This window comes from Ruegeria atlantica, from assembly GCF_001458195.1.
In the GTDB taxonomy this organism is placed as follows: Bacteria; Pseudomonadota; Alphaproteobacteria; order Rhodobacterales; family Rhodobacteraceae; genus Ruegeria; species Ruegeria atlantica.
Window position 1 is genome coordinate 46204 of record NZ_CYPU01000006.1, and the last position, 23326, is coordinate 69529.

Annotated in this window: 21 protein-coding genes; 3 read left to right on the forward strand and 18 right to left on the reverse strand. The window is 60.4% G+C overall.

Annotation, left to right across the window (positions count from 1 at the left end; translation table 11 throughout):
• The first annotated feature begins 68 nt into the window (after positions 1-68).
• Together RUA4292_RS00480 and RUA4292_RS00485 are read left to right on the forward strand one after the other, a co-directional pair.
• On the forward strand, positions 69-542 hold the full coding sequence (locus RUA4292_RS00480) for a rhodanese-like domain-containing protein (RefSeq protein WP_058275825.1): 474 nt from the start codon (positions 69-71) through the stop codon (positions 540-542).
• Positions 539-1354: a CE1 family esterase gene (locus RUA4292_RS00485; protein ID WP_058275826.1), complete on the forward strand. Its 816-nt coding sequence runs from the start codon at positions 539-541 to the stop codon at positions 1352-1354. The genes RUA4292_RS00480 and RUA4292_RS00485 overlap by 4 nt, the downstream gene beginning before the upstream one ends.
• On the opposite strand, the gene mdoH is transcribed toward RUA4292_RS00485, so the two are convergent.
• The 13 genes from mdoH to RUA4292_RS00550 form a co-directional block, all read right to left on the reverse strand.
• The gene (gene mdoH, locus RUA4292_RS00490; RefSeq protein WP_058275827.1) at positions 1355-3223 is read right to left on the reverse strand and encodes a glucans biosynthesis glucosyltransferase MdoH; all 1869 of its coding nucleotides are present in this window, start codon (positions 3221-3223) and stop codon (positions 1355-1357) included. It abuts the gene before it with no gap.
• Entirely contained in the window at positions 3220-4719 is a 1500-nt protein-coding gene (locus tag RUA4292_RS00495) for an OpgD/OpgG family glucan biosynthesis protein (RefSeq protein WP_058275828.1), read from the reverse strand. Before RUA4292_RS00495 ends, mdoH begins: the two co-directional genes overlap by 4 nt.
• The gene (locus RUA4292_RS00500; RefSeq protein WP_058275829.1) at positions 4716-5933 is read right to left on the reverse strand and encodes an OpgC family protein; all 1218 of its coding nucleotides are present in this window, start codon (positions 5931-5933) and stop codon (positions 4716-4718) included. The genes RUA4292_RS00495 and RUA4292_RS00500 overlap by 4 nt, the downstream gene beginning before the upstream one ends.
• 32 nt (positions 5934-5965) lie before the next feature.
• On the reverse strand, positions 5966-7336 hold the full coding sequence (locus tag RUA4292_RS00505; RefSeq protein ID WP_058275909.1) for a tetratricopeptide repeat protein: 1371 nt from the start codon (positions 7334-7336) through the stop codon (positions 5966-5968).
• A gap of 181 nt (positions 7337-7517) precedes the next feature.
• A complete protein-coding gene (locus RUA4292_RS00510) occupies positions 7518-8702 on the reverse strand; it encodes a CaiB/BaiF CoA transferase family protein (protein ID WP_058275910.1) in 1185 nt (394 codons plus the stop codon).
• The gene (locus tag RUA4292_RS00515; RefSeq protein WP_058275830.1) at positions 8689-10308 is read right to left on the reverse strand and encodes a thiamine pyrophosphate-binding protein; all 1620 of its coding nucleotides are present in this window, start codon (positions 10306-10308) and stop codon (positions 8689-8691) included. The genes RUA4292_RS00510 and RUA4292_RS00515 overlap by 14 nt, the downstream gene beginning before the upstream one ends.
• A 78-nt stretch (positions 10309-10386) precedes the next feature.
• Positions 10387-10845, reverse strand: a complete 459-nt coding sequence (locus tag RUA4292_RS00520) for a DUF302 domain-containing protein (protein WP_058275831.1) — start codon at positions 10843-10845, stop codon at positions 10387-10389.
• Positions 10846-10945: 100 nt separating this feature from the next.
• The gene (gene cobF / locus RUA4292_RS00525; protein ID WP_058275832.1) at positions 10946-11689 is read right to left on the reverse strand and encodes a precorrin-6A synthase (deacetylating); all 744 of its coding nucleotides are present in this window, start codon (positions 11687-11689) and stop codon (positions 10946-10948) included.
• On the reverse strand, positions 11682-12410 hold the full coding sequence (cobA, locus tag RUA4292_RS00530) for a uroporphyrinogen-III C-methyltransferase (RefSeq protein ID WP_058275833.1): 729 nt from the start codon (positions 12408-12410) through the stop codon (positions 11682-11684). Before cobA ends, cobF begins: the two co-directional genes overlap by 8 nt.
• A complete protein-coding gene (locus tag RUA4292_RS00535; protein WP_058275834.1) occupies positions 12407-13735 on the reverse strand; it encodes a cobyrinic acid a,c-diamide synthase CobB in 1329 nt (442 codons plus the stop codon). The genes cobA and RUA4292_RS00535 overlap by 4 nt, the downstream gene beginning before the upstream one ends.
• Complete coding sequence (cobM, locus tag RUA4292_RS00540; RefSeq protein ID WP_058275835.1) at positions 13728-14522, reverse strand: precorrin-4 C(11)-methyltransferase; 795 nt, start codon at positions 14520-14522, stop codon at positions 13728-13730. The genes RUA4292_RS00535 and cobM overlap by 8 nt, the downstream gene beginning before the upstream one ends.
• Complete coding sequence (locus RUA4292_RS00545; RefSeq protein WP_058275836.1) at positions 14519-14887, reverse strand: cobalamin biosynthesis protein; 369 nt, start codon at positions 14885-14887, stop codon at positions 14519-14521. The genes cobM and RUA4292_RS00545 overlap by 4 nt, the downstream gene beginning before the upstream one ends.
• Positions 14884-16083: a bifunctional cobalt-precorrin-7 (C(5))-methyltransferase/cobalt-precorrin-6B (C(15))-methyltransferase gene (locus RUA4292_RS00550; protein WP_058275837.1), complete on the reverse strand. Its 1200-nt coding sequence runs from the start codon at positions 16081-16083 to the stop codon at positions 14884-14886. Before RUA4292_RS00550 ends, RUA4292_RS00545 begins: the two co-directional genes overlap by 4 nt.
• Here RUA4292_RS00550 and RUA4292_RS00555 point away from each other — a divergent pair.
• Positions 16082-16831: a cobalt-precorrin-6A reductase gene (locus tag RUA4292_RS00555; protein WP_058275838.1), complete on the forward strand. Its 750-nt coding sequence runs from the start codon at positions 16082-16084 to the stop codon at positions 16829-16831. The two genes, RUA4292_RS00550 and RUA4292_RS00555, sit on opposite strands and share 2 nt — an antisense overlap.
• On the opposite strand, the gene cobJ is transcribed toward RUA4292_RS00555, so the two are convergent.
• From cobJ to cobN, 5 genes are read right to left on the reverse strand one after another with little or no spacing between them, the layout of a single operon-like run.
• On the reverse strand, positions 16804-17556 hold the full coding sequence (gene cobJ / locus RUA4292_RS00560; protein WP_058275839.1) for a precorrin-3B C(17)-methyltransferase: 753 nt from the start codon (positions 17554-17556) through the stop codon (positions 16804-16806). The genes RUA4292_RS00555 and cobJ overlap by 28 nt on opposite strands.
• Positions 17553-18281, reverse strand: a complete 729-nt coding sequence (locus tag RUA4292_RS00565) for a precorrin-2 C(20)-methyltransferase (RefSeq protein WP_058275840.1) — start codon at positions 18279-18281, stop codon at positions 17553-17555. Before RUA4292_RS00565 ends, cobJ begins: the two co-directional genes overlap by 4 nt.
• The gene (locus tag RUA4292_RS00570; RefSeq protein WP_058275841.1) at positions 18278-18907 is read right to left on the reverse strand and encodes a precorrin-8X methylmutase; all 630 of its coding nucleotides are present in this window, start codon (positions 18905-18907) and stop codon (positions 18278-18280) included. The genes RUA4292_RS00565 and RUA4292_RS00570 overlap by 4 nt, the downstream gene beginning before the upstream one ends.
• Positions 18907-20034, reverse strand: coding sequence for a precorrin-3B synthase (cobG, locus tag RUA4292_RS00575; RefSeq protein ID WP_058275842.1), 1128 nt, complete (start codon positions 20032-20034; stop codon positions 18907-18909). Before cobG ends, RUA4292_RS00570 begins: the two co-directional genes overlap by 1 nt.
• The gene (gene cobN / locus RUA4292_RS00580) at positions 20031-23324 is read right to left on the reverse strand and encodes a cobaltochelatase subunit CobN (RefSeq protein ID WP_058275843.1); all 3294 of its coding nucleotides are present in this window, start codon (positions 23322-23324) and stop codon (positions 20031-20033) included. The genes cobG and cobN overlap by 4 nt, the downstream gene beginning before the upstream one ends.
• Between the last annotated feature and the right edge of the window lie 2 nt (positions 23325-23326).

The window sequence follows — 23326 nt, forward strand, 5'->3', positions numbered from 1 at the left end:
ATAAATTCGGCGCGGATTCCAAATCTGCGCTGTGATAGAAACCCGGTGTCAGGTCAGGAGGGTGCGACGTGGCCCGAAACTTAAACCGATCCCGCAGGTGGATCTTGATTGGAGGCTGTGCCGCAGTGGCGGGGGGATTTGCGATACGCGAATACCGGCTTACTCCGCCTGACTATTCGGGACGGCAACTTAGCGTGCAGGATGCGCATAGGCAGGCCGTGGCCGGAGACGTGTTGTTGCTGGACATTCGCACCCCGAAAGAGTGGCAGTCCACTGGGATCGGTGAGGGCGCGAAATATTTGGACATGCGCCGTGACGATTTCATTCCCGCTCTGACGCAGCTCGTCAAAGGTGACAAGGGCGCGGCAATTGCGTTGATCTGTGCGCGGGGCGTGCGTTCGGCGCGGTTGAGCAACCGGCTGAGCGAGGCAGGATTTACGAATATTATTGATGTGCCCGAAGGCATGTTGGGGTCGGCCGCTGGGCCGGGATGGGTGCGCGCCGGATTGCCGGTTCGCGACTACGACAGGAGTGCAGTATGATCCGCGAATTAACACTGGCAACGGGTTTGGCGCTGGTCGGGCAGTCGGGGCTGGCCGCCTGTGCCGATCTGGAGGGTATGTGCGAAACCGCCTCGGGCGGCTACCATATCGAATTGCCAAAGTATGAGAACCCGCCACTGGTGGTGTTTCTGCACGGCTATGGTGGCACCGCCACCGGTACTTTGAAAAACCGTGGCATGGTGGAACCGCTGCTAGCGCGCGGCTACGCTGTAATGGCGCCAGAAGGGTCGGAGCGCAACGGGCGACAAAGTTGGAACTTCTTTCCGGGTTGGGAAGGACGCGATGAAACCGCCTTTTTGACCGAGGCGGTTGAGGATGCCGCGGATCGGTTTGGCGTGGATACGGACCGGGTCGTTCTGGGCGGGTTCTCGGCGGGCGCGTTCATGGTCTACTACCTTGCCTGCGCCGCGCCCGATACGTTCTCGGCCTATGTGCCCGTCTCTGGCGGGTTCTGGCGTCCGGATCCTGAATCTTGCGATGGCCCGGTTCGGATGTTCCACACTCATGGCTGGACGGATAACGTGGTGCCGCTGGAAGGGCGCTTGCTGGGCGGTGGCCGGTTTCATCAGGGTGATATCTTTGCCGGGCTCGAGATTTGGCGCATCGCCAATGGATGTGTCGATACCAAGCCCAGCGGGTTCTCGACCACTGGCCTTTTCATGCGCCGATACTGGAGCGGATGTGACGACGGCAGCGCGCTGGAATTTGCGCTGTTTCCCGGTGGTCATACGGTTCCCAAAGGCTGGGCCGATATGATGATCGATTGGTACGAAGGTTTGCCGGGTGGGTGATCACTCGGCAGGAGTCATTACGCCCTTGCCTTCGATCACCTTCTTAAGCTCATCCCTGTAGCGACGGGCCGAGCTTGTGATTGCGGGCTCGTTATAGTCCTCTTTCATGCCAACCATACGGCGGGCTGCTCCGGCCGATACGCCGCTGAGCGCGGACAAAGGAATCGCAAAGGCAAGACTGATCGCAATCGGGGCCAACCAGACTGATACAAGACCGGACAAGATACCGACGCTAAGGGCCACGCCGCTGATCGTTTCGACCGTGTGGCAGAGGATCAGCGTGCGCAGACCATAGCTGCCGCCATCCCGCGCCTGCGGGGACCAGCCCTTTTGGATACCAAAGGTGGTGCGAATGACGGCGATCATCTGTTGCACCATCAGAATAGGGGCGTAGAGGATCGACAGAACAACCTCGGCCAGGAATGAGGTCAGGAATTTGCGCCCGCCACCGAATTCGGCATAGCGCACTCCGCTGAGTGGCAGGGCCAGAACACCCAAGACCTTTGGCGCAAGCAGCATCGCATACATGACCAGAATGATCAGCACATGGCGGGTTTCCGTCATCTCGGGCCATTGCGGGAACAGTGGATTGTCTGGGCTGAAATAATGCAGGACCGAGGCATCCTCACCCTGACCGATCAGCGCCCACATCACCAGCAGCGCAAACCAAAGCGGCGACATCAGATATCCAACTGCGCCGTGGAACATGTGGAACCGTGACACCGACTGGAACCCGGCTGAGCCCAACAGTTTCAGGTGCTGCAAATTGCCCTGACACCAGCGCCGATCGCGCAGGGCGTGATCAATTAGTGTCGGCGGCGTTTCTTCATAGGACCCGCGAATGCGGGGCAGGAACCGCACACCCCAACCGGCCCGACGCAACAGACCGGCCTCGACGAAGTCATGGCTCATGATCAGCTTTTCCTGACCGTTCAATGCTCGCAGTTTCGGCAAACCCGCGCAATTGGCGAATGCTTGGGTGCGGATAATGGCGTTATGACCCCAATAGTTACCTTCCTGTCCGCACCAGCGCGCAAGCCCTTCGGCAAAAGCAATGCCATAGACGCCATTGGCGAATTGCTGCATTCGCGCAAAGACCGATTGTGCACCGATCAACTGAGGATAGCTCTGAATCAATCCAGCGCCCGGGTCCCAGGCCAATGCGTCGGTCAAACGGGCGATGGCGCGACCGGTCATCAGACTGTCGGCATCCAATACCAGCATGGCATCCCACTCGGCACCCCAGCGGCTGACCCAGTCGGCGATGTTGCCAACCTTGCGGTCGGTGTTTTGTTCGCGACGGCGATAATACAATTCCAGCCCGGGGGCGAGGGTGGTACGCAGCGCCTCGACACTGGCTTGCTCCTGTGCCGCGATCTCGGGGTCGCGCGTGTCCGCGAGGATGAACATGGCATAGTGATGCTGCCCACCGCGCGCCTGCAAATCTTCAAGCATGGTCCTGGCATTGCCCAGCACGTTCCAGGGAACCTCGTTATAGACCGGCATCAAAAGGGCGACACGCAACGGCTGGGCGCGACCCTGACGTACGGGACGCTCCTGCCGGGACAGGGAGACCATGCCCAGCAACACGGTGCAGACCGTGAAGGAGATCCAGAAGAAGTTGAATGAAATCAGTGCCAGAAGGATGGCCTCGATCAGGTTGATGCCTTCGGCGTCGAACCAGTCCGTCATCACCCATAACAGCCCCAGCGTCGCCGCCATTGCGGGCGAAAACGCCAGCGCACGCCAGAACCCGGCCGAGGGACGTTTGGCATCAGGAACCTGTGCATCCCGAAACCCTGCGCTGAAATCCTGCGCAGGCATGGCCAGAGGCGTCTCGGGCGGCATGATATGAAGATCTCTGGTCATGAGGTCCAACGGTAAAGCCAGACCTCAGAGGCTGGCTGTTTGTCTTTCAGCAACTGCGCACGCAATTCGACATGGTCGCGGTCGCCGGGCTCGAACGAAAACGCCAGCCGCAAACCGCCTGTGTCGGGGTTGCGTTGCAGCACACCTTCGGATGTTTCGGCATGCGGCGAGTCCACGAAAATGGTCATCGCCTCTGGGTCGTCAAACAGCTCGCTTTCTTCAAAATCGATGACGGCCAGACGCCCTTCACCAAACGTGTTGTCGCCCATCGCGGAGTTGATCACGCGCGCCATCGGTGTGCGCTGTGGCTCATCCCCCCAGATCAGGCGATAGGACAGGTCGACCTGGCTGCCAGCCGTATAGGGTTCGGCAGGGCGCCAGTAGGCAACGATGTTATCGTAGATTTCCTGATCCGCCGGAATTTCAACCAGTGTGACCGCACCTTTGCCCCAATCCGCACCGGGTTCGACCCACAGGCTGGGGCGCTTGTGGTAATTCGCCTCAAGATCCGCGTAATCCGAGAATTCACGCTTGCGCTGCAACAGGCCAAAGCCGCGCGGATTGGTGTCGACGAACGACGAAATCTGCAGGCGGGTCGGGTTCGCCAATGGCCGCCACAGAACCTCTCCGGCACCGTTGCGCACCAACAGACCATCGCTGTCGTGTACGGCAGGGCGGAAGTCGTCGAACCGGCTGTGGTTGGTCTGATCGAACAGGAACATCGACGTGCCGGGGGCGATGCCCACATGCGTCAGCTCCTCTCGTGGGAACAGCGTGGCTTCGATATCCATCACACAATCCGCGCCAGCAGTCACATTGAACCGATACGCGCCAGTCACGCTGGGGCTGTCCATCAGCGCATGGACGACCATGTCGCGCTGGCCGGGTTTTGGGCGTTCCAGCCAAAATCGGATGAATTCGGGGAATTCCTCTCCATCCGGGTCGCCGGTTTTCAGGGCCAGACCACGGGCGGAGAGACCATAGACCTCATGCAAGCCGATAGCGCGGAAATAGCTGGCCCCTTGCCAGACGCAGAACTCATCGGTCTGGCCGGGACGGTGCATCTCGGTGCGCAGACGCAGGCCGGAGAAGCCCAGCGTGTCGTCGATTGGCAGTTCCGGGACGTCCTCGGATTTGTCGAACATCTCAAGATCAAACGCGACCGGAGTAGCCATTCCGTTTTCAACGGTTTCAACTTTAACAGTGCGCGGGAAGTACAGGCCGGGAGTGAAGAAGTCGACGTTGAAGGGCGTTTCCGTTTCGTACCAAAGCGCACGGTTTAGCCGGAATCGGATCGAGCGGTATTGCTGGTACGTCAGATCCTGCCATTCCTGCGGCACCATCTCGCGTTCCGCATAAGGTCGGCTGGCCAGATCTCGGGCCATCTCAATGACGACATTGCGGTCAAATGGGACCTCACCGCCCGTGGCAAAAGTTGCTGGCGCGAATGCAAGCGCCGAAGTTGAAACCAGAAATGCGCGACGTGTAAGATTCATTTCTTAGACTTCCAAGGTTGTGACTTAAACCAAGCGGCCATGTATGCCACGCCGATGATCGTCGCAAAGCCAATCATGTTGGCGATGAAAATACTGGCAACATCCCGCCCACTCAGGTCCAGACCGACGCCGATAAGTCGTGCTGCAGCCATCGAAAATACGAACACCGCCAATGATTGTTGCCCAACTTTGGTGATGGCGGTCAGCACGAATTGCCAGACTTTGGCCGCGGTACCCTGACCGGTTGCAATCAGGCGATGCCCATGTTCCCCGGCGACAACCCAGCCCAGATAGGCGAGTGACAGGAAATGCAGATAGCGGAACAGGCCAAAATCGGTTTTGTCGCGGAACTCTTTCGTCACGGGCCAGACCTTGCGGATTTCGTCAGCCAGATCGGGGGCCGCTGCGTTGATCCATGTGAACACCTTCCACGAACCAAAGGGCATCGAGAAGATCAGGAACAGTGCTGCCGCCCAGATCAAGGTTTTCGATACTGGGGGGGCAGGTATCCAGCCGCGCATGAAGGCGAAACCAGTAAAGAACAGCAGTTGCCAGCCAAAGGGGTTGAAGAACCACTGCCGCTCAGACCACGGTTCGGCTGGGAGGTCCAGAATGTCGGTCTGTGCGACCAGCCAGATCGCGACGGATGTCGCGGCGACGGCCCAGAAACCGAACCGGTAGAGGCCCATAAACATGGGCATCATTGCCAGAACCACCAGATACATCGGCAGGATGTCGAAATAGTTCGGAACATAGGTCAGCGTGAACAAACCCACGATCTGAGGCGCAGGATCGTTGAAGAAGTGCTGCAGGTTCAAAGACGAAACGTAGGTCTTTTCAAACAGCCCTGATTGATCCAGCGCCGCCATTGACATGGCGACAAAGAAGAACAGGCAGATATGCGCCCAGTAGACCTGCCAGATACGGAACGACACGCGGGCCGTTCCAATCCACCACCCCTTGCGCAGGAACGCTCCGCCAAAGGCAATCGCCGACGCCATGCCCGAGCAGAACACGAAAATCTCGGTCGCGTCCGAGAATCCAAACCGCGCGGGAATCCACTTAGCCCATGGATCGTTCGGGATATGGGCGATCAGGATGATGAACATCGCGATGCCGCGATAGAAATCCAGGCGCGGGTCGCGCGTGCGGGCAGGGGCCGCCGCAGAGGCAGCCACTGGCGCAAAATCAGAAGCGGGCGAAACTGTCGCCATACGTATTCTGTCCTTCTTGGTCTTAGTTTTTGTTATTCAGCCGGGACGCTTTGTGCGTCTCCGTTGTCGCGTGCCGCATCGATCAATGTGCGGCGCGCAAGAGCGTAATTGTCTTCGCCCCCGGCTCTTTTGGCGCGACGGTCATCCAGGATGCGCTCGACAGCATCCAGACGGCCGGCGCGCAGGCCGGAATCAATTGTGATGCGCTCGAATACATCACGTTGGGCGTGGCTTCCACCTGCCAGTTGCATACCTGCTCGGGCGTTCGATAAAAAGTCGAAGGCGTCGCCGTAAAGGCCTTCGCCAAAGGCCTCTAGCCCTTTGGCGGCTGCAATGCCCGGATCGGACATGCGGATCGGGGTGTCCCCCTGATTGCGCTGCGCATCTTTCTGAATACGTTGCAACATCTTGCTGGTCGCTTCTGGGCGATTGTCGCCGGTCAGGGCCAGAAGGTAGTGAAGATCGGCAAAAATCAGACAACCATCTTCAGTCCGCGCTGCACTGAGATTCGCCAGTTCTTCCCAGCGGTTGCCCACATTGACGCCCTCAAGCTCAAGCCGTGACAGCAGGGACGTGGCGTTCGAGATATCGCGGTAGTCGTCGGTTTTGTCCTGACGGATGTAGTTGTCATACAGCTCCATCACCTGATCGACCTGACCCAGATCCAGATGCATCAGCGCCTTGTGCCACCAGACGTGATAGCGGAAGTTGTTGCAGTGGGTCCAAGCCTCTTCGCGTCCTGCCAACCAATCAAGGCCCAGCTGCGCGTTGCCTGTCATCTCATGCACGTGTGCAACGGCGTGCAGACCCCAGGCATCGTCCGACACCATCCACAGCGCCTGCCGACCTGCGATTTCGGCCTTTTCGTAGGCACCGGTTTCTTCCAACGCAAAGGAATGACAGCCCAGCAAATACCCACGACCTGCATGATCGGGTTCGTACGCCGGCAGAATCCGCTCGATCGACCGGCGCATGCCTTCCGCGTCGCCAAGCACAAATCGCGTCGCGTGGCTGAGTTTCATTGCCAGCGAGTCTTGTGGGTGGTCGCGCAGAATCTCTTCGAATTTTTGTATGGCTTGCGTGGGCAGGTCAGCCAGATACAGACCCAGCGCTTCGACATACAGTCGCTCGCGCGCTGAGACCGGCTGGCGTTCCATGGCACTGTTGGCGGCTGCCATCGCTTCGACGGCGACCGGCATCATCTCGCGACGGCCCAGCAGGACCATGAACAAGCCTTTGATTGCATGACCCAGGGCAAAATCGGGTTCAAGCTCCAGAACTTTGCCAAGATGCTGCGGCGTCACGGCGGCATGGGCCATGAACCCAAGCAGAACACCATCCCAGGCCTCGGCACTTGCCGGGTGGCTGAGAGTGTTCATCTGTCCGAAAACGTCTTGCTTCATGTTCATGTTCCGATCCAATCGAGAATATCTACATCACCTGATGTAGCAGAGACTCTGGGTGGGTCGTATCAGTATCGGCCCTGCTCTCGAATTGGTGAAATGCCGTGTAGGCAAAAAATGAAAAAAACCGCCGATTCAATGGCATGTTTCAGCAACATGCCGCCGAAATGGGCAGAGTGTTTCAATCGTCAAAGGGGTTTTCAGCGCGCAAAACGGCCTGCGTATCGGCCCCAAAGACGGGCGGAGCAGCCCGATATGTTACAGGTGTGCGCGACAGTTTCAGCGGATTCCCGATCAGTTGAACGTCACCCGGTGCGGCCTGCATCGCGATCTGCATCTGGCGGGCTTCGACCTGATCGGTTGTAAAAACCTGATCCAAAGTCTGTACTGGACCAACCGGAACCTTGCGGGCTTCGAGCTGCGCAATCATGGTCTCTGAAGCGTGGGTCTTCACCACCGGACGCAGCACGGCGTTTAACGCGTCACGATTTTCCAGCCTAGCTGGGTTGGTGGCGAAACGTGGGTCATCCGCCAGATCGGGGTGATCGATGAATTCGCAGAACCGTCGGAACTGACTGTCATTTCCGACGGCCAGAATGACGTGGCCATCGGCGGTTTCATAAACGTCATAGGGCACGATATTCGGATGCCCGTTGCCGCGCCGTTGGGGTACGGTGCCTGAGGTCAGATAGTTCGCACCTTCGTTGATTAGCCACGCGATCTGCGCATCTACCAGCGCCAGATCAATCTGCTGGCCTTCGCCGGTCTGATCGCGGTGGCGCAGGGCGGCTAGAATGCCGACACTTGCGTACATTCCGCACATCACATCGGCGATGCCCACGCCCACCTTCATCGGCGCGCCATCGGGTTCGCCTGTCAGCGACATGATCCCGCCGTACCCCTGTGCCATCAGGTCATAGCCCGGCTTGGACGCATTTGGCCCGGTCTGTCCGTAACCCGATATCGAGCAATAGACGAGGCTGGGAAAGTCTTGCGACAACGTTGCGTAGTCCAGACCGTATTTCGCCAATCCGCCGGGTTTGAAGTTCTCGATCAGAATGTCCGCATGCGAGGCCAACCGTTTGATTTCAGATTGTCCCTCGGTCGTGGTGATGTCGATAGCCACGGATTTCTTGTTGCGGTTGGCCGACATGAAATAAGCGCTTAGATCGGACCGGTTGCCTTGCGCATCTTCGACGTAAGGAGGGCCCCATTGGCGGGTGTCATCCCCGCCGGTCGCGGGGTTTTCGATCTTGATCACGCTGGCCCCCAGATCGCCCAGCAACTGCGTGCAGGTCGGTCCGGCCAAAATGCGACTGAGGTCCAGTACTTTGACGCCCTTCAGCGGTCCTTCAGATCCGGCCATCATAGCCTCCACGGTCAATTTCGGCGGCAATCACGGTGAAAGAGTTGGCCTTCATCGCCTCATTCAGGGCAGTACGCAGTTCCTCGCGGTTTCGAACGGTGTGACCGTTGCCGCCAAACGCCCGGCCCATGGCGGCAAAGTCATGGCGGTCGAAATCCACACCTCTGTTGCCCATCTGGCGCTGACGTTGTTTCAGCTCGATCAACGCGAGGCTTGCATCGACAAAGACCAGAAAGATCGGGTTTCCGCCCATTTCAGCGGCGGTCGACAGCTCTCCGGCGACCATCAGGAACCCGGCGTCGCCCGAAAAACTGATAACCGGGCGGTTTGGTTCGGCCAGTTTCAAACCAATCGCCATTGGCACGGCGCAGCCCATGGTACACAGCGCCGAAGACTGGATCAGTCCGCGTTCCTCGGAACATTCCCACATCTGGCTTAGCAAGATGCGATGCGCGCCACTGTCGGCTGTAGCCAGGGTTTCGGCAGGCAGGGTTGCACGGGTTTCGGCGATGATGGCGGCGGGACCCCATTCTTCGTCGGTCGGAAATGCCTCGGCCAGCGCAGATTTGACCTGCGCGGGTTCACCGCCCGACCAGGTTTCGCGGGCCGCGTTACCTTTTGCCATGGCCTCCAATGTGGCACCGGTGTCAGCGACCATGTTCAGCCCGGCCTGGTGCATATAGTGATCGTTGACCACCGCCGAGATGTCGATGACACGCTTCTCTTCGGGGTCCCAGACCTCGCGCCAGCCGGGGCGCATCTCAATCGGGTCGTAGCCAAGGCACAAGACCAGATCGGCCTGTTCAACCAGCGGCAAAAGGTGTTTGTCGGCCAGCGGTGACAATCCGGCTCCGCCAAGGCACAGGGGGTGATCTTCGGGCACAACTCCCTTGGCCTTGTAGGTCGTGACAAAGGGGATGCCGAAATGTTCCAGAAACGCCTGCACGATATTGCGTGATCCGTCATACAGAACGTCCAGCCCGACAATCGCAATGGGTCGTTCCGCATCAGCCATCCACTGGCGCGCTTTTTCAAGGCAATTGCCCTCGGGCGCGACGGCTGCAGCCTTGACCAGACGTCGCGTTTTGACGCGAGACACCCGCATATCCGCGACCGAGATCGGAACGTCGATGTGCACCGGCCCGGGGCGGGGCTGGTTGGCCAGCGATACCGCTTTGTCCGCCACGATATCCGCGCCCTGCGCCGTCAGGGTAAATGTCCCCTTGGTGATCGAGCGATAGACCTGTGCGTGATCCATAACCTGATGGGTATAGGTCAGCGCCTCATCCGCATCGACGCAACCGGTCAGCACGATCATCGGCACCCGGTCCTGCAAGGCGTTGGCGACCACATTGATCCCGTTCATCGCGCCGGGGCCAAGCGTCGCCACCAGAATGGCAGGCGCACTGTCGCGGTGATGCACGGCTTCGGCCATGAATCCGGCGGCGTTTTCGTGCTTGGTCAGGTGAAAGGCGATCCCCGCCTGTTCCAGCGCATCCACCAACGTCAGAACCTCGCCACCGGGCATACCAAAGGCATGGCGGCATCCGGCCTCGTAAAGTCTTTGGGCCAAAAGGTCCGCGGCGCGGGGCGAAAGGTCCTGCATTAGTTATGCTCCGAAATAATACGTCATTGCAGATTGCGGAGGACGCGTCCGGACGCAAGCAGGTTCACGGCAGTGTGACTAATTGACTGCGAATTCCGCCACTGCCTGAAATTTTTCATCCAGTTCCGTCGCAATTTCTTGAAGTGGCTCACCGCCTTGCTGGGCATAGGGGGCAAAGACGTGGCTTGGGGTTTTGTAGGACAAAGTCGCCGTGCCGTCCGCATTTTCGGTCACGTAGAACCGGATGGGCGCTTCGATCATTGCGTCGACCGAGGTTTCCAGAACCCGCACCGCGTAGTCGTTGTTAAAGGCACCGATCACTAAGTTTCCGGGAATGATGATGCCACGGGCCGCTGCCGCCTTGGTGGGCCCGGCCTGCGTTACAACAATCAGACCGTTTTCTTTGACCGCGGCCTTCGTATCCGCGACCAAAGCATCATAGCTTTTGTCGGTGGAGTGAACGGCCCAGCCCGGCAGCGGTTCTTGCGCCAGCGCGGGAAGGGCCAGCAAACACAGTACGGTCGAAATAGCCTTCATCGTGCTGTCCTCATGGGTATGGGTACGAAATTGATGCCAGAAACTCGTATTTCGCGCAGTCACAATCCCGTGGGTAGCAGTCGCAGAAGTTGCCTTCGGATCAGTCCACGTGCCTTTTCAGGAGATAGATGTCCATGATCCAGCCATGATCCGCCCGCGCTTTTGCCCGCGTTTCGACTATCAGCGACGCCATATCAGCCAAAGGACCGTGGATCAGGATTTCTTCCTTCATCCCCACATAAGCGCCCCACCAGATTTCGTAGTCGGCCATCTCAAGGCTTTGAAACGAACACTCGCCGTCCAGCATAACAGCCACTTTTGAAGCGTTTAGTGGCCAGCCTTCATCCCGAATGCGCCGACCAGTGGTCACGATATACGGCGCGCCCAGATCGTTGATCGGTATCGCATGCGCCGCTGTCAATGCCTGCAGCGCAGTGATGCCGGGGATCACACGTGTTTCCGGTTGGGGCTTCAGTCGTGAGGCGATGCGCAGCGAACTGTCATAAAGCGACGGATCGCCCCAGATCAAAAGAGCTACCCGCTTTGCATCAGGGTGCTCCGCGACCGCCTCTTGCCACCGCAGAGCGATGGCATCGTGCCATTCATCAACGCCGCGCAGATAGCCATCATCTGCTCGCCGTTTGGGAATATCAAAATATGCGATCTGTGGCGCGGTGTCGGTCACCTGCGCGATAATCTCTTCCCGCAAACCGGCAAGATCGGCCTTGTTCTCGCCCTTGCGCGGGATCAGGATCAGGTCTGCGTCCCGAATGGCACTCGCGCCTTGAAACGTCAGGTGGTCCGGATTGCCGGTGCCAATACCGATCAGAGTTAAGTCAAACATTGTCGGTCTCGGCCAGAGGGCCATAAAGGATGAGGGCAGGGGCCGAGCCGATCTCAGCGCCCAGCTTGTCCGCCAACTCACCGACCGTGGATCGGAGTAGCACCTGATCCGGGGTCGAAACGGATTCGGCCATCAGCGCCGGTGTTTCCAGCGGCAAGCCATGTTCATTCAGTGTCTTGACCAACAAAGGAAATGTGCGCTTGCCCATGAATACAACGGTAGTGGCATCTGGGTCGGCAAGAGCGGTCAGATTCAGATCATCGGGCAGCTTGCCACTGATATCGTGGCCGGTGACGAATTGTACGCGGCGCGCCGTGAGCCGCCGCGTCAAGGGAATGCCGGCCGCCGCTGCTGCGGCAACCGCCGAAGGGATGCCAGGGATAATCTCATATTCGATCCCGGCCTCACGCAGCGCCACCAGTTCTTCTTCCAGACGTCCAAACAGACCGCCATCGCCTGATTTCAGTCGCACGACGCGGGCACCGGTTTTGGCATAGTCCACCAACAGGCGGCTGACGTGGTCTTGTTTCGGTGACGGGCGACCAGCGCGTTTGCCGACCCCAACAAGGTCTGCGTCCTGATGCGCATGGCTCAGGATTGGGCCGCTGCTGAGGTCATCGAACAGCACTGCGTCTGCCTTTTGCATCCGGTCCACGGCCTTAAGCGTCAGCAGTTCCGGATCCCCGGGACCGGAGCCAATGAACGAAACGAAACCGCTCATGCCTGGGCCTCAGCGATCAGGTGAAAGAATGTTCCGGTCACGTTGCCGCGAATTGATCCGGTTTGTGGTCCCTCAACCCCTTCAGCATCGAACACCCGGGCCAAAGGTGCGTCGGGTTGCTCGAGGATCGAAGAATAGTGAAACTCATGGCCACGCAATGTCGCTTCAGCGGCATACCCTGCCATTGGGGCCAACAATTGCGCCTTGCGATACCCAAGATTGAACTTTCGCTTCTCATAGGAGGTCACGAGCCCAAGCAGACCCGCCATCTGATGCCGGACCCCTTCCTTGTCGACCAGAGCTTCGCCCAAGGCCATATACCCACCACACTCACCATGAACGGGTTTTGTCTCCGCATGTTTGCGCAGACCGCTCAGGAATGTGTCGGCAGCAGCCAAAGTGCCCGCGTGCAGTTCAGGATAGCCACCGGGCAACCAGACCAGGTCAGCATCCGCAGCCGGGGCTTCGTTGGCCAGCGGTGAAAACGGCAGGATTTCCGCCCCTGCTGCGAGCCAGCCTTCCAGCAAATGCGGGTAGGTGAACGAAAACGCCGCATCTCGTGCCAGCGCGATCCGCTGTGCCGGGGGCCGCGGCAGTGCGGCTGACGATGGCCCATTGGGGCCTGAGGAGGCCGCAGCTTTGATCGCCTCAAGATCCACATGCTCGCGCAGGAATGTGGCGTATCCGGCAATCGCGCTTTCCAGATCCGGGTGCTCGACCGCCTGAATCAACCCAAGATGCCGCTCGGGCAGAGTCAGATCTCCACGCCGGGGCAACACGCCCAGCACCGGCAGGCCCGCGCGCTCCATTCCCAAACGAGTCAGGCGTTCGTGACGCGGGCTGGCGCAGCGGTTCAGGATCACACCGGCAAAGGGCAGGTCTGGATTGTACATCCGAAATCCCAGCGCAGTGGCCGCCGCAGATTGGGCCTGACCGCCCACATCCAGCACCAGGACCACAGGCCATCCCATACGCTGTGCGGTTTCGGCGCTTGATCCGTGCCCAAGCTCTCCGGGCTTGGCAACGCCGTCGAACAGGCCCATCGAACCTTCGGCCAAAACGATATCCGCGCCCTCGGCCTGGGTAGAAATCGCGTTCAGCAGCGGATCGGCCATCGCCCAGCTGTCTAGGTTGAACGAGGCGCGTCCGGCCGCGGCACGGTGAAAGGCTGGATCGATATAGTCCGGTCCGCTCTTGAACGGTTGCACCGACAGGCCATCCTCGGCAAGCGCACGCAGAAGACCCAGCATGACGGTGGTTTTGCCCGTCCCGGAAGACGGCGCAGAAATCAGTAATCCCGGAGGGTTGGTCATCCCGTCATTCATTCTCGGGGCTCCAGCTTGACCATGGACTGTCCGCGCTTTGCGGGCGGTACCGGCGGTCGTAATCTTTTGAATAGAGACAGCTTTCGTCAAAGCCTTCGCCTGCAAGTGCCGGGCCAACCATGATCAGAGCGGTGCGAGAGATACTCTCGTCCAGTGCGTCTTTCAGGGTCGCCAACGTGGCGCGAATGATCCGTTCGTCCGGCCAACTGGCGCGATACACCACAGCCACCGGGCAGTCTGCTCCATAGGCCGGGGTAAGGTCCGCGATCACGTTGTCCAGATTTCCGATCGACAGGTGAATGGCCAGGGTTGCGCCGGTGCGGGCAAAGTTCTCAAGAGTTTCGCCTTCGGGCATTGAAGATGCGCGGCCGGGCGTCCGGGTCAGGACCACAGATTGCGCCAATCCGGGCAAGGTCAGTTCCGTTCCCAGCGAAGCAGCCGCTGCGGCGAACGACGGTACACCGGGCGTCACGCTGACCGGAATGCCCATCTCCTTCAATCGCCGGATCTGTTCACCCATTGCCGACCAAACCGACAGGTCGCCGGAATGCAGACGTGCAATGTTATGGCCAGCCTTATGTGCTGCCTCAATCTCGGCCATGATCTGATCCAGATCCATTGGCGCGGTGTTTATGATCTTTGCGCCCTCGGGGCAGTGGGCCAGAATCTCTTCGGGCACCAGCGATCCTGCATACAGGCACACCGGGCACGACGCGATGATATCACGCCCCCGCAGGGTCAGAAGGTCGGCAGCGCCGGGTCCGGCGCCGATGAAATGAACGGTCATATTTTTCCTCCGATGGCGACGGCGCAGGTTGCAAGCCGGTCGTCCGAAATCTGTCTGGGTGAGGTCAGCCGCGCGCCTGTTCCGGCGGCGGCAAGGGCGGATGCTTCAGCTACGCTGCCGGTGCCATAGATGGCTCGACTGCGGTTCGAGCAGGTGAGAGTGCGCTGTCCCGCCAGATCGGCAGCAGCGATGAAATGCAGGGGCAGGGCAGTCTCTGCAGCAAACTCCGACAGCGCGGCGTGACCTTCTTTGTCGGCAACAGTGGCCAGCGCGTCGACGTTTTGCCCAACGCTGGCCCGCTCAAATACAGCGCGCAGGCTGTCCACGGTCGCAGTTGATGAAAACCCCAAACCTGCGATGATCATAGGATTACGCTCCACTGCACCACCGGATAGGCGGATTTCCAGCCGCGCCGAGGTCCCAGTGCCGAAGCCTGCGCCAGTTCGATGCGCAAAAGTTCTCCGCCTAGTTTTTCGTGCCATTGCGCCAGTAAGGCTTCGCTTTCCAACGTCACAGCATTGGCGACCAACCTGGTGCCGGCGGGCAGGGCGGCGTGCAGCCAATTCAGCAATTCGGTACTCAGGCCGCCGCCGATGAATACCACATCCGGAAACCCAAGGCCGTCCAGTGCGGTCGGTGCTGTGCCATGAACAACTTGCAGCCGGTCTTGCCCTAACGTGTCGGCATTTCGGCGAATGCGGTCCGCGCGATCCTCGCGGGGTTCGATCGTGGTTGCGGTCAGGGTCGGGTCGCACATCAGCCACTCGATGCTGATCGAGCCGGTGCCGCCGCCGATATCCCACAGATGCTCGCCGCGCTTGGGGGCCAGTGCCGACAGGGTCAGCGCCCGCACGGGGCGTTTGGTGATCTGGCCATCATTCTCGAAGATATCATCCGGCTTACCCGAGGCCTTGGGCAGCGCCTCTCCTTCACCCGCAACTTCAAGCCCAACGCAGACCGGATGGTCGAACCCGCCCAGCAGGGCTTCGGTCAGCGACACGCTGCGCGACCGTTCGCGGGGGCCGCCAAGGGCTTCCATGACATGCAATTGCGTATCGGCAAAACCAGTTTCGTTGAGATATGTCGCAAGCTCGGCCACCGCAGCGCCGTTGCGCAGCAGCAGGATGGCGCGCAATCCAGGCGAAAGATGTGGGCGCAGACGGGTCAGCGGGGCGGCGTGCAGACCAAATGTCTGCGTGCTTTCCAACGGCCAGCCCAGACGCGCGGCGGCTAGCGAGAACGTGGACTGACCCGGATGGGCTGTCCATTCTCCGGCGTCGAAATTGCGCGCGATTACCGAGCCCGCGCCGAACCAGAACGGATCGCCCGAGGCCAGAACAACCGTTGGGCGTCCGCGAAACCCGGTCAGGATCGGCAGGCCGTTGGAAAAAGGCACGGGCCAATCTACGCGCTGTGCGCCTGTGTCGGGGATCAGTGACAAATGGCGCGGCGGCCCCATGATGATTTCGGCACGCTCCAGTACTTGACGACTTGCGGGTGACAGGCCATCCAGTCCATCTTCGCCCAAGCCCAAAACGCTTAGCCACGGAGCTTCATGCATGACCAACCTCCTGATCCTTGGTGGCACGACCGAGGCAAATGCACTGGCCAAAACCTTGGCCGATCAGGGCATCCCGGCAACCTATTCCTATGCCGGTCGGGTAGACAATCCAAGACCGCAGCCCCTGCCGGTGCGTGTTGGAGGGTTCGGCGGCGTCGAAGGCCTGACCCGTTACCTGACGGACCACGCGATCACTCATGTAGTCGATGCCACCCATCCCTTTGCCGCGCAAATGAGCACAAACGCCATTTCTGCGTGTCGCGAGGTCGGGGTGCCCCTTGCCGCTTTGACGCGCCCGGCATGGCGCGCGCAGGACGAAGATCGTTGGCAGCACGTTTCTGATATAGTCGCGGCGGTTACCGCCTTGAGCGGTCCAAAACGGCGCGTTTTTCTGGCCGTTGGCCGCCTGCATCTTGAAGATTTCGCGGCTCAGCCCCAACATCACTTCTTGCTGAGGCTGGTGGATGAACCGGATGCACTGCCGCTGCCCGATTGCGAGGCGATCGTGTCGCGCGGACCTTTCACCGAAGCAGGGGACCGGGCGCTGATGCTGCAGCATGGCATTGAACTGGTTGTGTCCAAGAACTCTGGCGGCACCGGTGCACGCGCCAAGCTGGATGCCGCGCGCGCTCTGGGCGTACCGGTGCTGATGATTGACAGGCCGACCCTTCCGCAAAGGACCGAATTGTCGAACGTGACGCAGGTTCTGGACTGGTTGGCTCATTCCGGGGTGAACCTCGGGGTATAGACGATCGGCGCGCTGTCACGGTTGATGACGCGCGTCAGGGATGACCCAACAATGACGACGGTTTGCATGTCAGCCATGTCAGGCGTCGCCTCGGCCAGTGTTGAAATCCGGATCGCCTCATCCGCGCGGGATACGGCACGCGCGAACAGGATCAGGCGCTCGGGCTCGCATTCTTCGCGTAGGATTTCCAGTGTTTTTACAAAGCCTTCCGGGCGGGATTTTGAGCGCGGGTTATAAAACGCCATCGCGAAATCCGCCTGCGCTGCTAGGCGAAGACGTTTTTCAACCAGCGACCAGGGTTTCAGATTGTCGCTGAGGTTGATGGCACAGAAATCATGACCCAGCGGTGCCCCGGCCCGCGCGGATGCCGCCAGCATCGCGGTTATGCCGGGAAGGACGTCTATGGGAATGTTACGCCACTCGGCTGGACCGTTTTCCAAGGCTTCGAACACCGCAGCCGCCATGGCGAACACACCGGGATCGCCCGAGGAGACAACGACCACGCGTTTTCCCTCAGCCGCCATCTGCAACGCGTGTTGGGATCGGTCGATCTCGACCCGGTTGTCGCTGGCGTGCAACGTCAGACCAGGGCGCTCGGCCACGCGCGCGACATAGGGGATGTAACCGACCACGTCCGTGGCATCCGTCAACGCAGCTGAAACCTCGGGGGTTACGAGATCTTCGTTACCAGGCCCAAGGCCCGCAATCTTGACCCAACCACTCATGGCCGCCGTCCCTGACCATGCACGATGATGATCGAGAAATAGGGCGTCACCTTTTCGCATGCCTCGGACAGTTTCGTCACCACCTGGTTCGGCATCTGTGCAAACTCGACGATCCAGGCACGGTCATACAGACCAGCTGTTTTTAGCGCGCGCTTCACCTTGTCGATATTGCGTCCGATTTTCATGACAACCAAAGCGTCAGTCTGTGCCATGCGAATTGCCAGATCTTCTTCGGGCAGGGTGCCGACCAGCACCGTCAGCACATCATCGCCCCAGGTAATTGGATTACCCGTTGCGGTCCACGCGCCGGACATTCCGGTGATGGCTGGCACGACCTCAACATCAGCCTGATCGCGCAAGCGGCTGTAAAGATGCATGAAAGACCCATAGAAGAATGGGTCGCCCTCGCACAAAACCACCACGTCCTCGCCCTGATCCGACAGAGCCTTCAAGTGCGCGGCACAGTCCTTGTAAAAGGCCGAGAGCAATTCGTTATAGCGCGGATCATCCAGTGGAATTTCCGTCGTGACAGGGTATTCCATGGGAAACTCAACAGCGCTGTCCGGGATCATCCCATTGACGATCTTGCGCGCCTGACCGCTGCGACCGGGCTTGCGAAAGAACGCCACGTGGCGCGCATTGCGCAGCAGGCGGTTGGCCCGCACGCTCATCAGGTCCGGATCACCGGGGCCAAGGCCCACGCCGTATATCTTGCCGCCACTCATTCGGCGCGGCTCGCAATGGCGTTTATCGCGGCGACGGTGATGGCGCTGCCGCCCAGACGGCCCTTTACGATGCATGAGGGTACGGGCTGCGCCTCCCACAATGCGTCCTTGGATTCGACGGCACCGACAAAGCCCACCGGGCACCCGATGATGGCGGCCGGGCGTGGGCAATCGGGGTCTTCCAGCATACTCAGCAGGTGGAACAGAGCGGTCGGCGCATTACCGATCGCGACCACAGCGCCTTCCAGATGCGGACGCCACAGTTCCAGAGCAGCAGCGGATCGGGTGTTGCTCATCTCAGCCGCCAGTGGGCGCACGCGTTCGTCATGCAGGGTGCAGATCACCTCATTTTCGGAAGGCAGGCGGAACCGAGTCACGCCTTCGCTGACCATCCGTGCATCGCACAGGATAGGCGCGCCATTCTCCAACGCGGTCCGTGCGGCTGGCACGAAACCAGGCGAAAAATGTACGAATTCTTCCAGGCCGACCATTCCGGCGGCGTGGATCATGCGAACCGCGACCTGTTCTTCATCGGCATCAAAGCGTGCCAGATCGGCCTCGGACCGGATCGTGGCAAAGCTTTGCTTATAGATCGCCGCGCCATCGGTTTCGTATTCATAGGGCATCAGGTGAGGTCCATAGTCATAAGTGTTTCGGGTGTCAGCCCGCGTTGGGACGGCTCATCCCCCGCGCGACCGTTTTTGACAAGATCAAATCGTCCGTCGTTGCCGACCAGTGTGACATTTGCCGGACCCATACGGGCACAGCCTTTGGCGCAACCGGATACATGCAAACTTCCTGGGATTTGGGCGGCCAAAACGCGGGCAACTTCGCGGGTTTCCACCTGAGCTTGCGGGCAGAACGGTGCGCCGGGGCAGGCATCGGTTGTCATCAGCGGGTCGGTGCCATCTATGACAAAGTCCGGTGCTTGTATCGCCGCCCCGCCTTCCAGCAGAATCAGCCGCCATGGGGTGACGCGCAGGGCAGTGGCTCCGCTGTTTGTAACAAGGTCTAAGAGCTGCCGCGCAGGTAATTGCCCGAACGCGGCCCCGTAAAGCGCACCCAGATCGCACTCGCCGGGTTGCGGCGGTACGCCAATGTCTTCGGGCGCGCTGCCTTGCCATCCCGCAGGCAAATCCTGCGTCGCGACCACCCGCGCCATTCGGCGGGTTTCCGGCGTGAAACGTTCAGAAAACCATCCGGCCAGAGCGATAAGGCGGTCAATCGCGTCGGTTTCTGTAACCCGGCAGCCGGTCTTGGCCCCGTCGGCGCGCAGGATGAGGCCATCAGTGCCTGCCTCGACCCGGATATCGGCCGAATCCGCCGCCAACAGGCGCTTGGGGCCAGTGTCGATGGCAAAGCCGAATTTGGGGGGCAGAGTCGGCAATTCCTCCAACCGGTCGATCAGTTCCTGTGTCAGCTGTGCGGTTCGATCACCTGATCGGTATAGGGGCGACACCAGGATATTGCGGCGCACTTCAATACCGGGCTCAGCATCCAAAAGGTTCAGTGCGGCCAGCTCGGCCAGCAATGCTTGATGATCGTCTTCTTTTACCCCGCGCAGCTGTAAATTGGCGCGGTTGGTCAGGTCGATTGTGCCATTGCCAAATTGCTCGGCCAACTCACAAAGACCACGTGTTTGTTCGGCGCTCAAACGGGCCAGACGCGGGCGCACCCGAACCACCAGACCATCGCCCGACATCATCGGCCGATGCGCACCGGGGCACCAACCTTGAACGACCGGGGCGCTCATCCCAGCCCCTCCAGATCGGCCCGGATTGAGTTGCGGCGGGTGTTCCAAAGGCCCGCGTCCAACAACGCGCGGAACCTGTCCTGCATGGCCTGATACGCGCGCGGGTTGGCCTCCTGCAAAAATGCGTCGACCTCGGTGTCGCCCAAAGTGGCGTCGTGATAGAGGTCGAACAGGTGCGGCGCGACCGTGCCTGACAGATGGGCGAAAGAGGCCAAGTGATCCAGCGTCGCCGCGATTTCCGCAGCGCCCCGGAAGCCATGCCTCTGCATGCCTGCGATCCAGCCCGGATTGGCAGCGCGGGCGTGCACGACACGGCTGATTTCTTCAGGCAGCGTTCGGGCGCGCGGGTTTTCCGGGTTTGTGTTGTCCAGATGATAAAGCTGCGCCGCGCCACCGGTGACTTTTTTGGCAGCGGCGAAACCAGCCTCGTGCGTGGCGTAATCGTTCGCCAGCAACAGGTCAGTTTCTGTCAGGTCCTGCAGATGCACGAAACTGTCCGCGTTCGAGACCCGTTGGGTAATGCCGTCCAAATCCTGTGTGATGTGTTCGCCTTCCAAAGCGAAAGAGCTGGCCTCAAGCCATGCCTCACCCGCCTGCGCGCGAGCCTCATCCGTATAGATTTCGGACAGCTGGGTCATGTTCACGCCATAGCTGCCCGGGGCCGGGCCAAAGACGCGCGCCGCCGGGGCCTGTCCGGCATAGGGGTTCCAGTCTGGCGCTTCGTCGCGTTCCGACAAGGTGCGAACAGCTTGACCATAAAGCGCTGAAAGGGTCGGGAACACATCGCGGAACAAGCCTGAGACACGCAACGTCACGTCCAGACGCGGGCGACTGAGGTCAGTGATAGGCAGCACCTCGATGCCCGACACCCGCTCGGACCCTTTGTCCCAAACGGGTTTCACGCCCAGCAGGTGCAACGCCATGGCGAACTCTTCGCCCGCAGTTCGCATGGTGGCCGAGCCCCATAAGTCTACGATCAGCCCTTTGGGATAGTCGCCTTCTTCCTGCAGGTGCCGCCGGACCAGTTCTTCGGCCAGTTTCACACCTTGGGTATAGGCCGCACGGGTCGGAACCGAGCGCGGGTCGGTTGTATACAGGTTTCGCCCGGTGGGAAGGACGTCTGACCGCCCGCGATAGGGAGACCCGGACGGGCCTGCCTCGATCCGTTTGCCTGCTAGCGCGTCGATCAATGCCGTGCGTTCGGCATGGGCAGAAGGAGCCGCGTCAAAATTGGCGGTGGCTTCGGGCACACGTCCAAAGATATGCAGCCCGTCTCCGAACTGGCTTTCCTTGATGTCACAGACGAAACGATCGATCCGGGTGATCGCCTCGGCGATGCAGGTGGCCTGATCGAGACCGAGGTCGTTCTCCAGCCCGATGGCTTGCGCTTCGTCCCGAATATCTTCTTGCAGGCGGTCGCGGCGCTTGGGGTCCAGACCATCTGCGTTCGAGAACTCATCCAGCAGCGATTCCAGCCGAACCATCCGATCCGGGGTACCGCTTTCCTTCATTGGCGGTGGGATATGGCCGAGCGTGACCGCCCCGATCCGGCGCTTGGCCTGCGCGGCCTCGCCAGGGTCGTTGACGATGAAGGGGTAGATGACAGGTAGATCGCCGATCAGTACCTCGGGCCAGCATTCGTTGGACAGCGCCACAGATTTGCCTGGCAGCCATTCCAGCGTACCGTGCGCGCCGATATGGATCAGTGCATCCGCACCAAGACCTTTGCGCAGCCAAAGGTAGAAGGCCACGTAGCTGTGGCGCGGGGTACGCGACAGGTCATGATAATCGTCATCACGCAACTCGGGCGTGCCGCGTTCAGGTTGCAACGCGACCAGCGCCTTGCCGCGGCGCAGGGCGGTGAAGTGGAACGCGCCATCTGCAAAGGCCGGATCATCTTCGGGCTTGCCCCAGACGGTTTCGAGGTCTGCGCGCAGTTGTTCCGGCAAGTCTGCCAGCGCAGTCAGATATTCGCCAAGCGACCACGTAATCCGCGCATCTAGCAGCGTATCAGAAATCGGCTGGGCAGGAGCGGTGTCATACCCTTCGCCCTGCAGGTCGGCCAGCATCGCCTCGGCCGAGGCCAAAGCATCGAGGCCCACCGCATGGGCCATCTGCCAGTCTTTGCCGGGATAAGTGGACAGCACCAAGGCGGGCACCTGATCCTCTTTGGGTTTGTCGTTCAGGTTCAGCCAGCCGGTGACCCTGTCGATGATGGCCTCGATCCGTTCCGGTTCAGCCCGGTGTGCAAAACGGGAATACTCCAGATGCGGGTCACGTTTGCCCGGTTCCTTGAAAGAGGCGATGCCTGCCGAGATCCGACCGTCCACTTCGGGCAGGACGACATGCATCGCTAGATCAGCAGGCGAAAGACCGCGCTCTGCTTCGGCCCAAGCCTGGCGACGTGAGGTGGCGAGCGCAACCTGAAACACCGGCACATCGGCGGCGTCCAGTGGCGAGGTGCCGGATGCGCCTTTGCCCGAGAATGAGGTTGCGTTGATGATCGCCGCCGGGTTCAGCGCCACGACATGTTCGCGCAGCCAATCTGCGGCAAGCGGGGCTTTCAGCGAGGGAGCGAACAGACCGACGCCCTCAAACCCGCGCGCGCGCAGGCTGCGGATCAGGGTTGCGACCGGGGCGGTGTCCGCCGATGTAAGGTAAGCCCGGTAGAACGTTACCAAGATACGCTTTGTGTCGGTGGTGAACGCTTTATCTGCCGGGACTACGCCGCGATCCGGGCACCATGTACCGCATTCGGGCAGGGTCTTGGCCCCCATCACCGGTCCGGCATAGAGACCTGCCGCAAGCGCCATTTGTGCCAAGGCCGCTTGCGCCGCGACTTCACCGCCGGTGTCACAGAGATGCGCAAGCCGCCGCAGGGTCGAGACGGGCAGGGTGGAGTAGTCATCCAGCCGAGTATCCTCGCGCCCGTCGGCGGGTAGGACGGCCAGCGCGATGCCTTTAGCCTGTGCCAGCGCCAGAACTTGCTGCAAGCCATAGGACCAGTAAGGGACGCCGCCGATCAAACGGATCAGAATGCCCTTGGCGCCCTCGAGCGTTTGCTCGACATAAGTGTCGACAGACAGCGGGTGTTTCAACGCGGTCAGGTTGGCCAATCGCATCGTCGGCATGCGACCTTCGGCCCCGCCACCGCGATGCCATCCTGCCGCGAAAGCGCCAAGGTCGCTGTCCGAAAAGGACAGCACCACCAAATCCGCTGGGCTCTGGCCCAGATCGGTCGGGGTTTCGGTCTCTTCTAACCCGTGGCTTTCGCGGAAGACGACGTGCATGG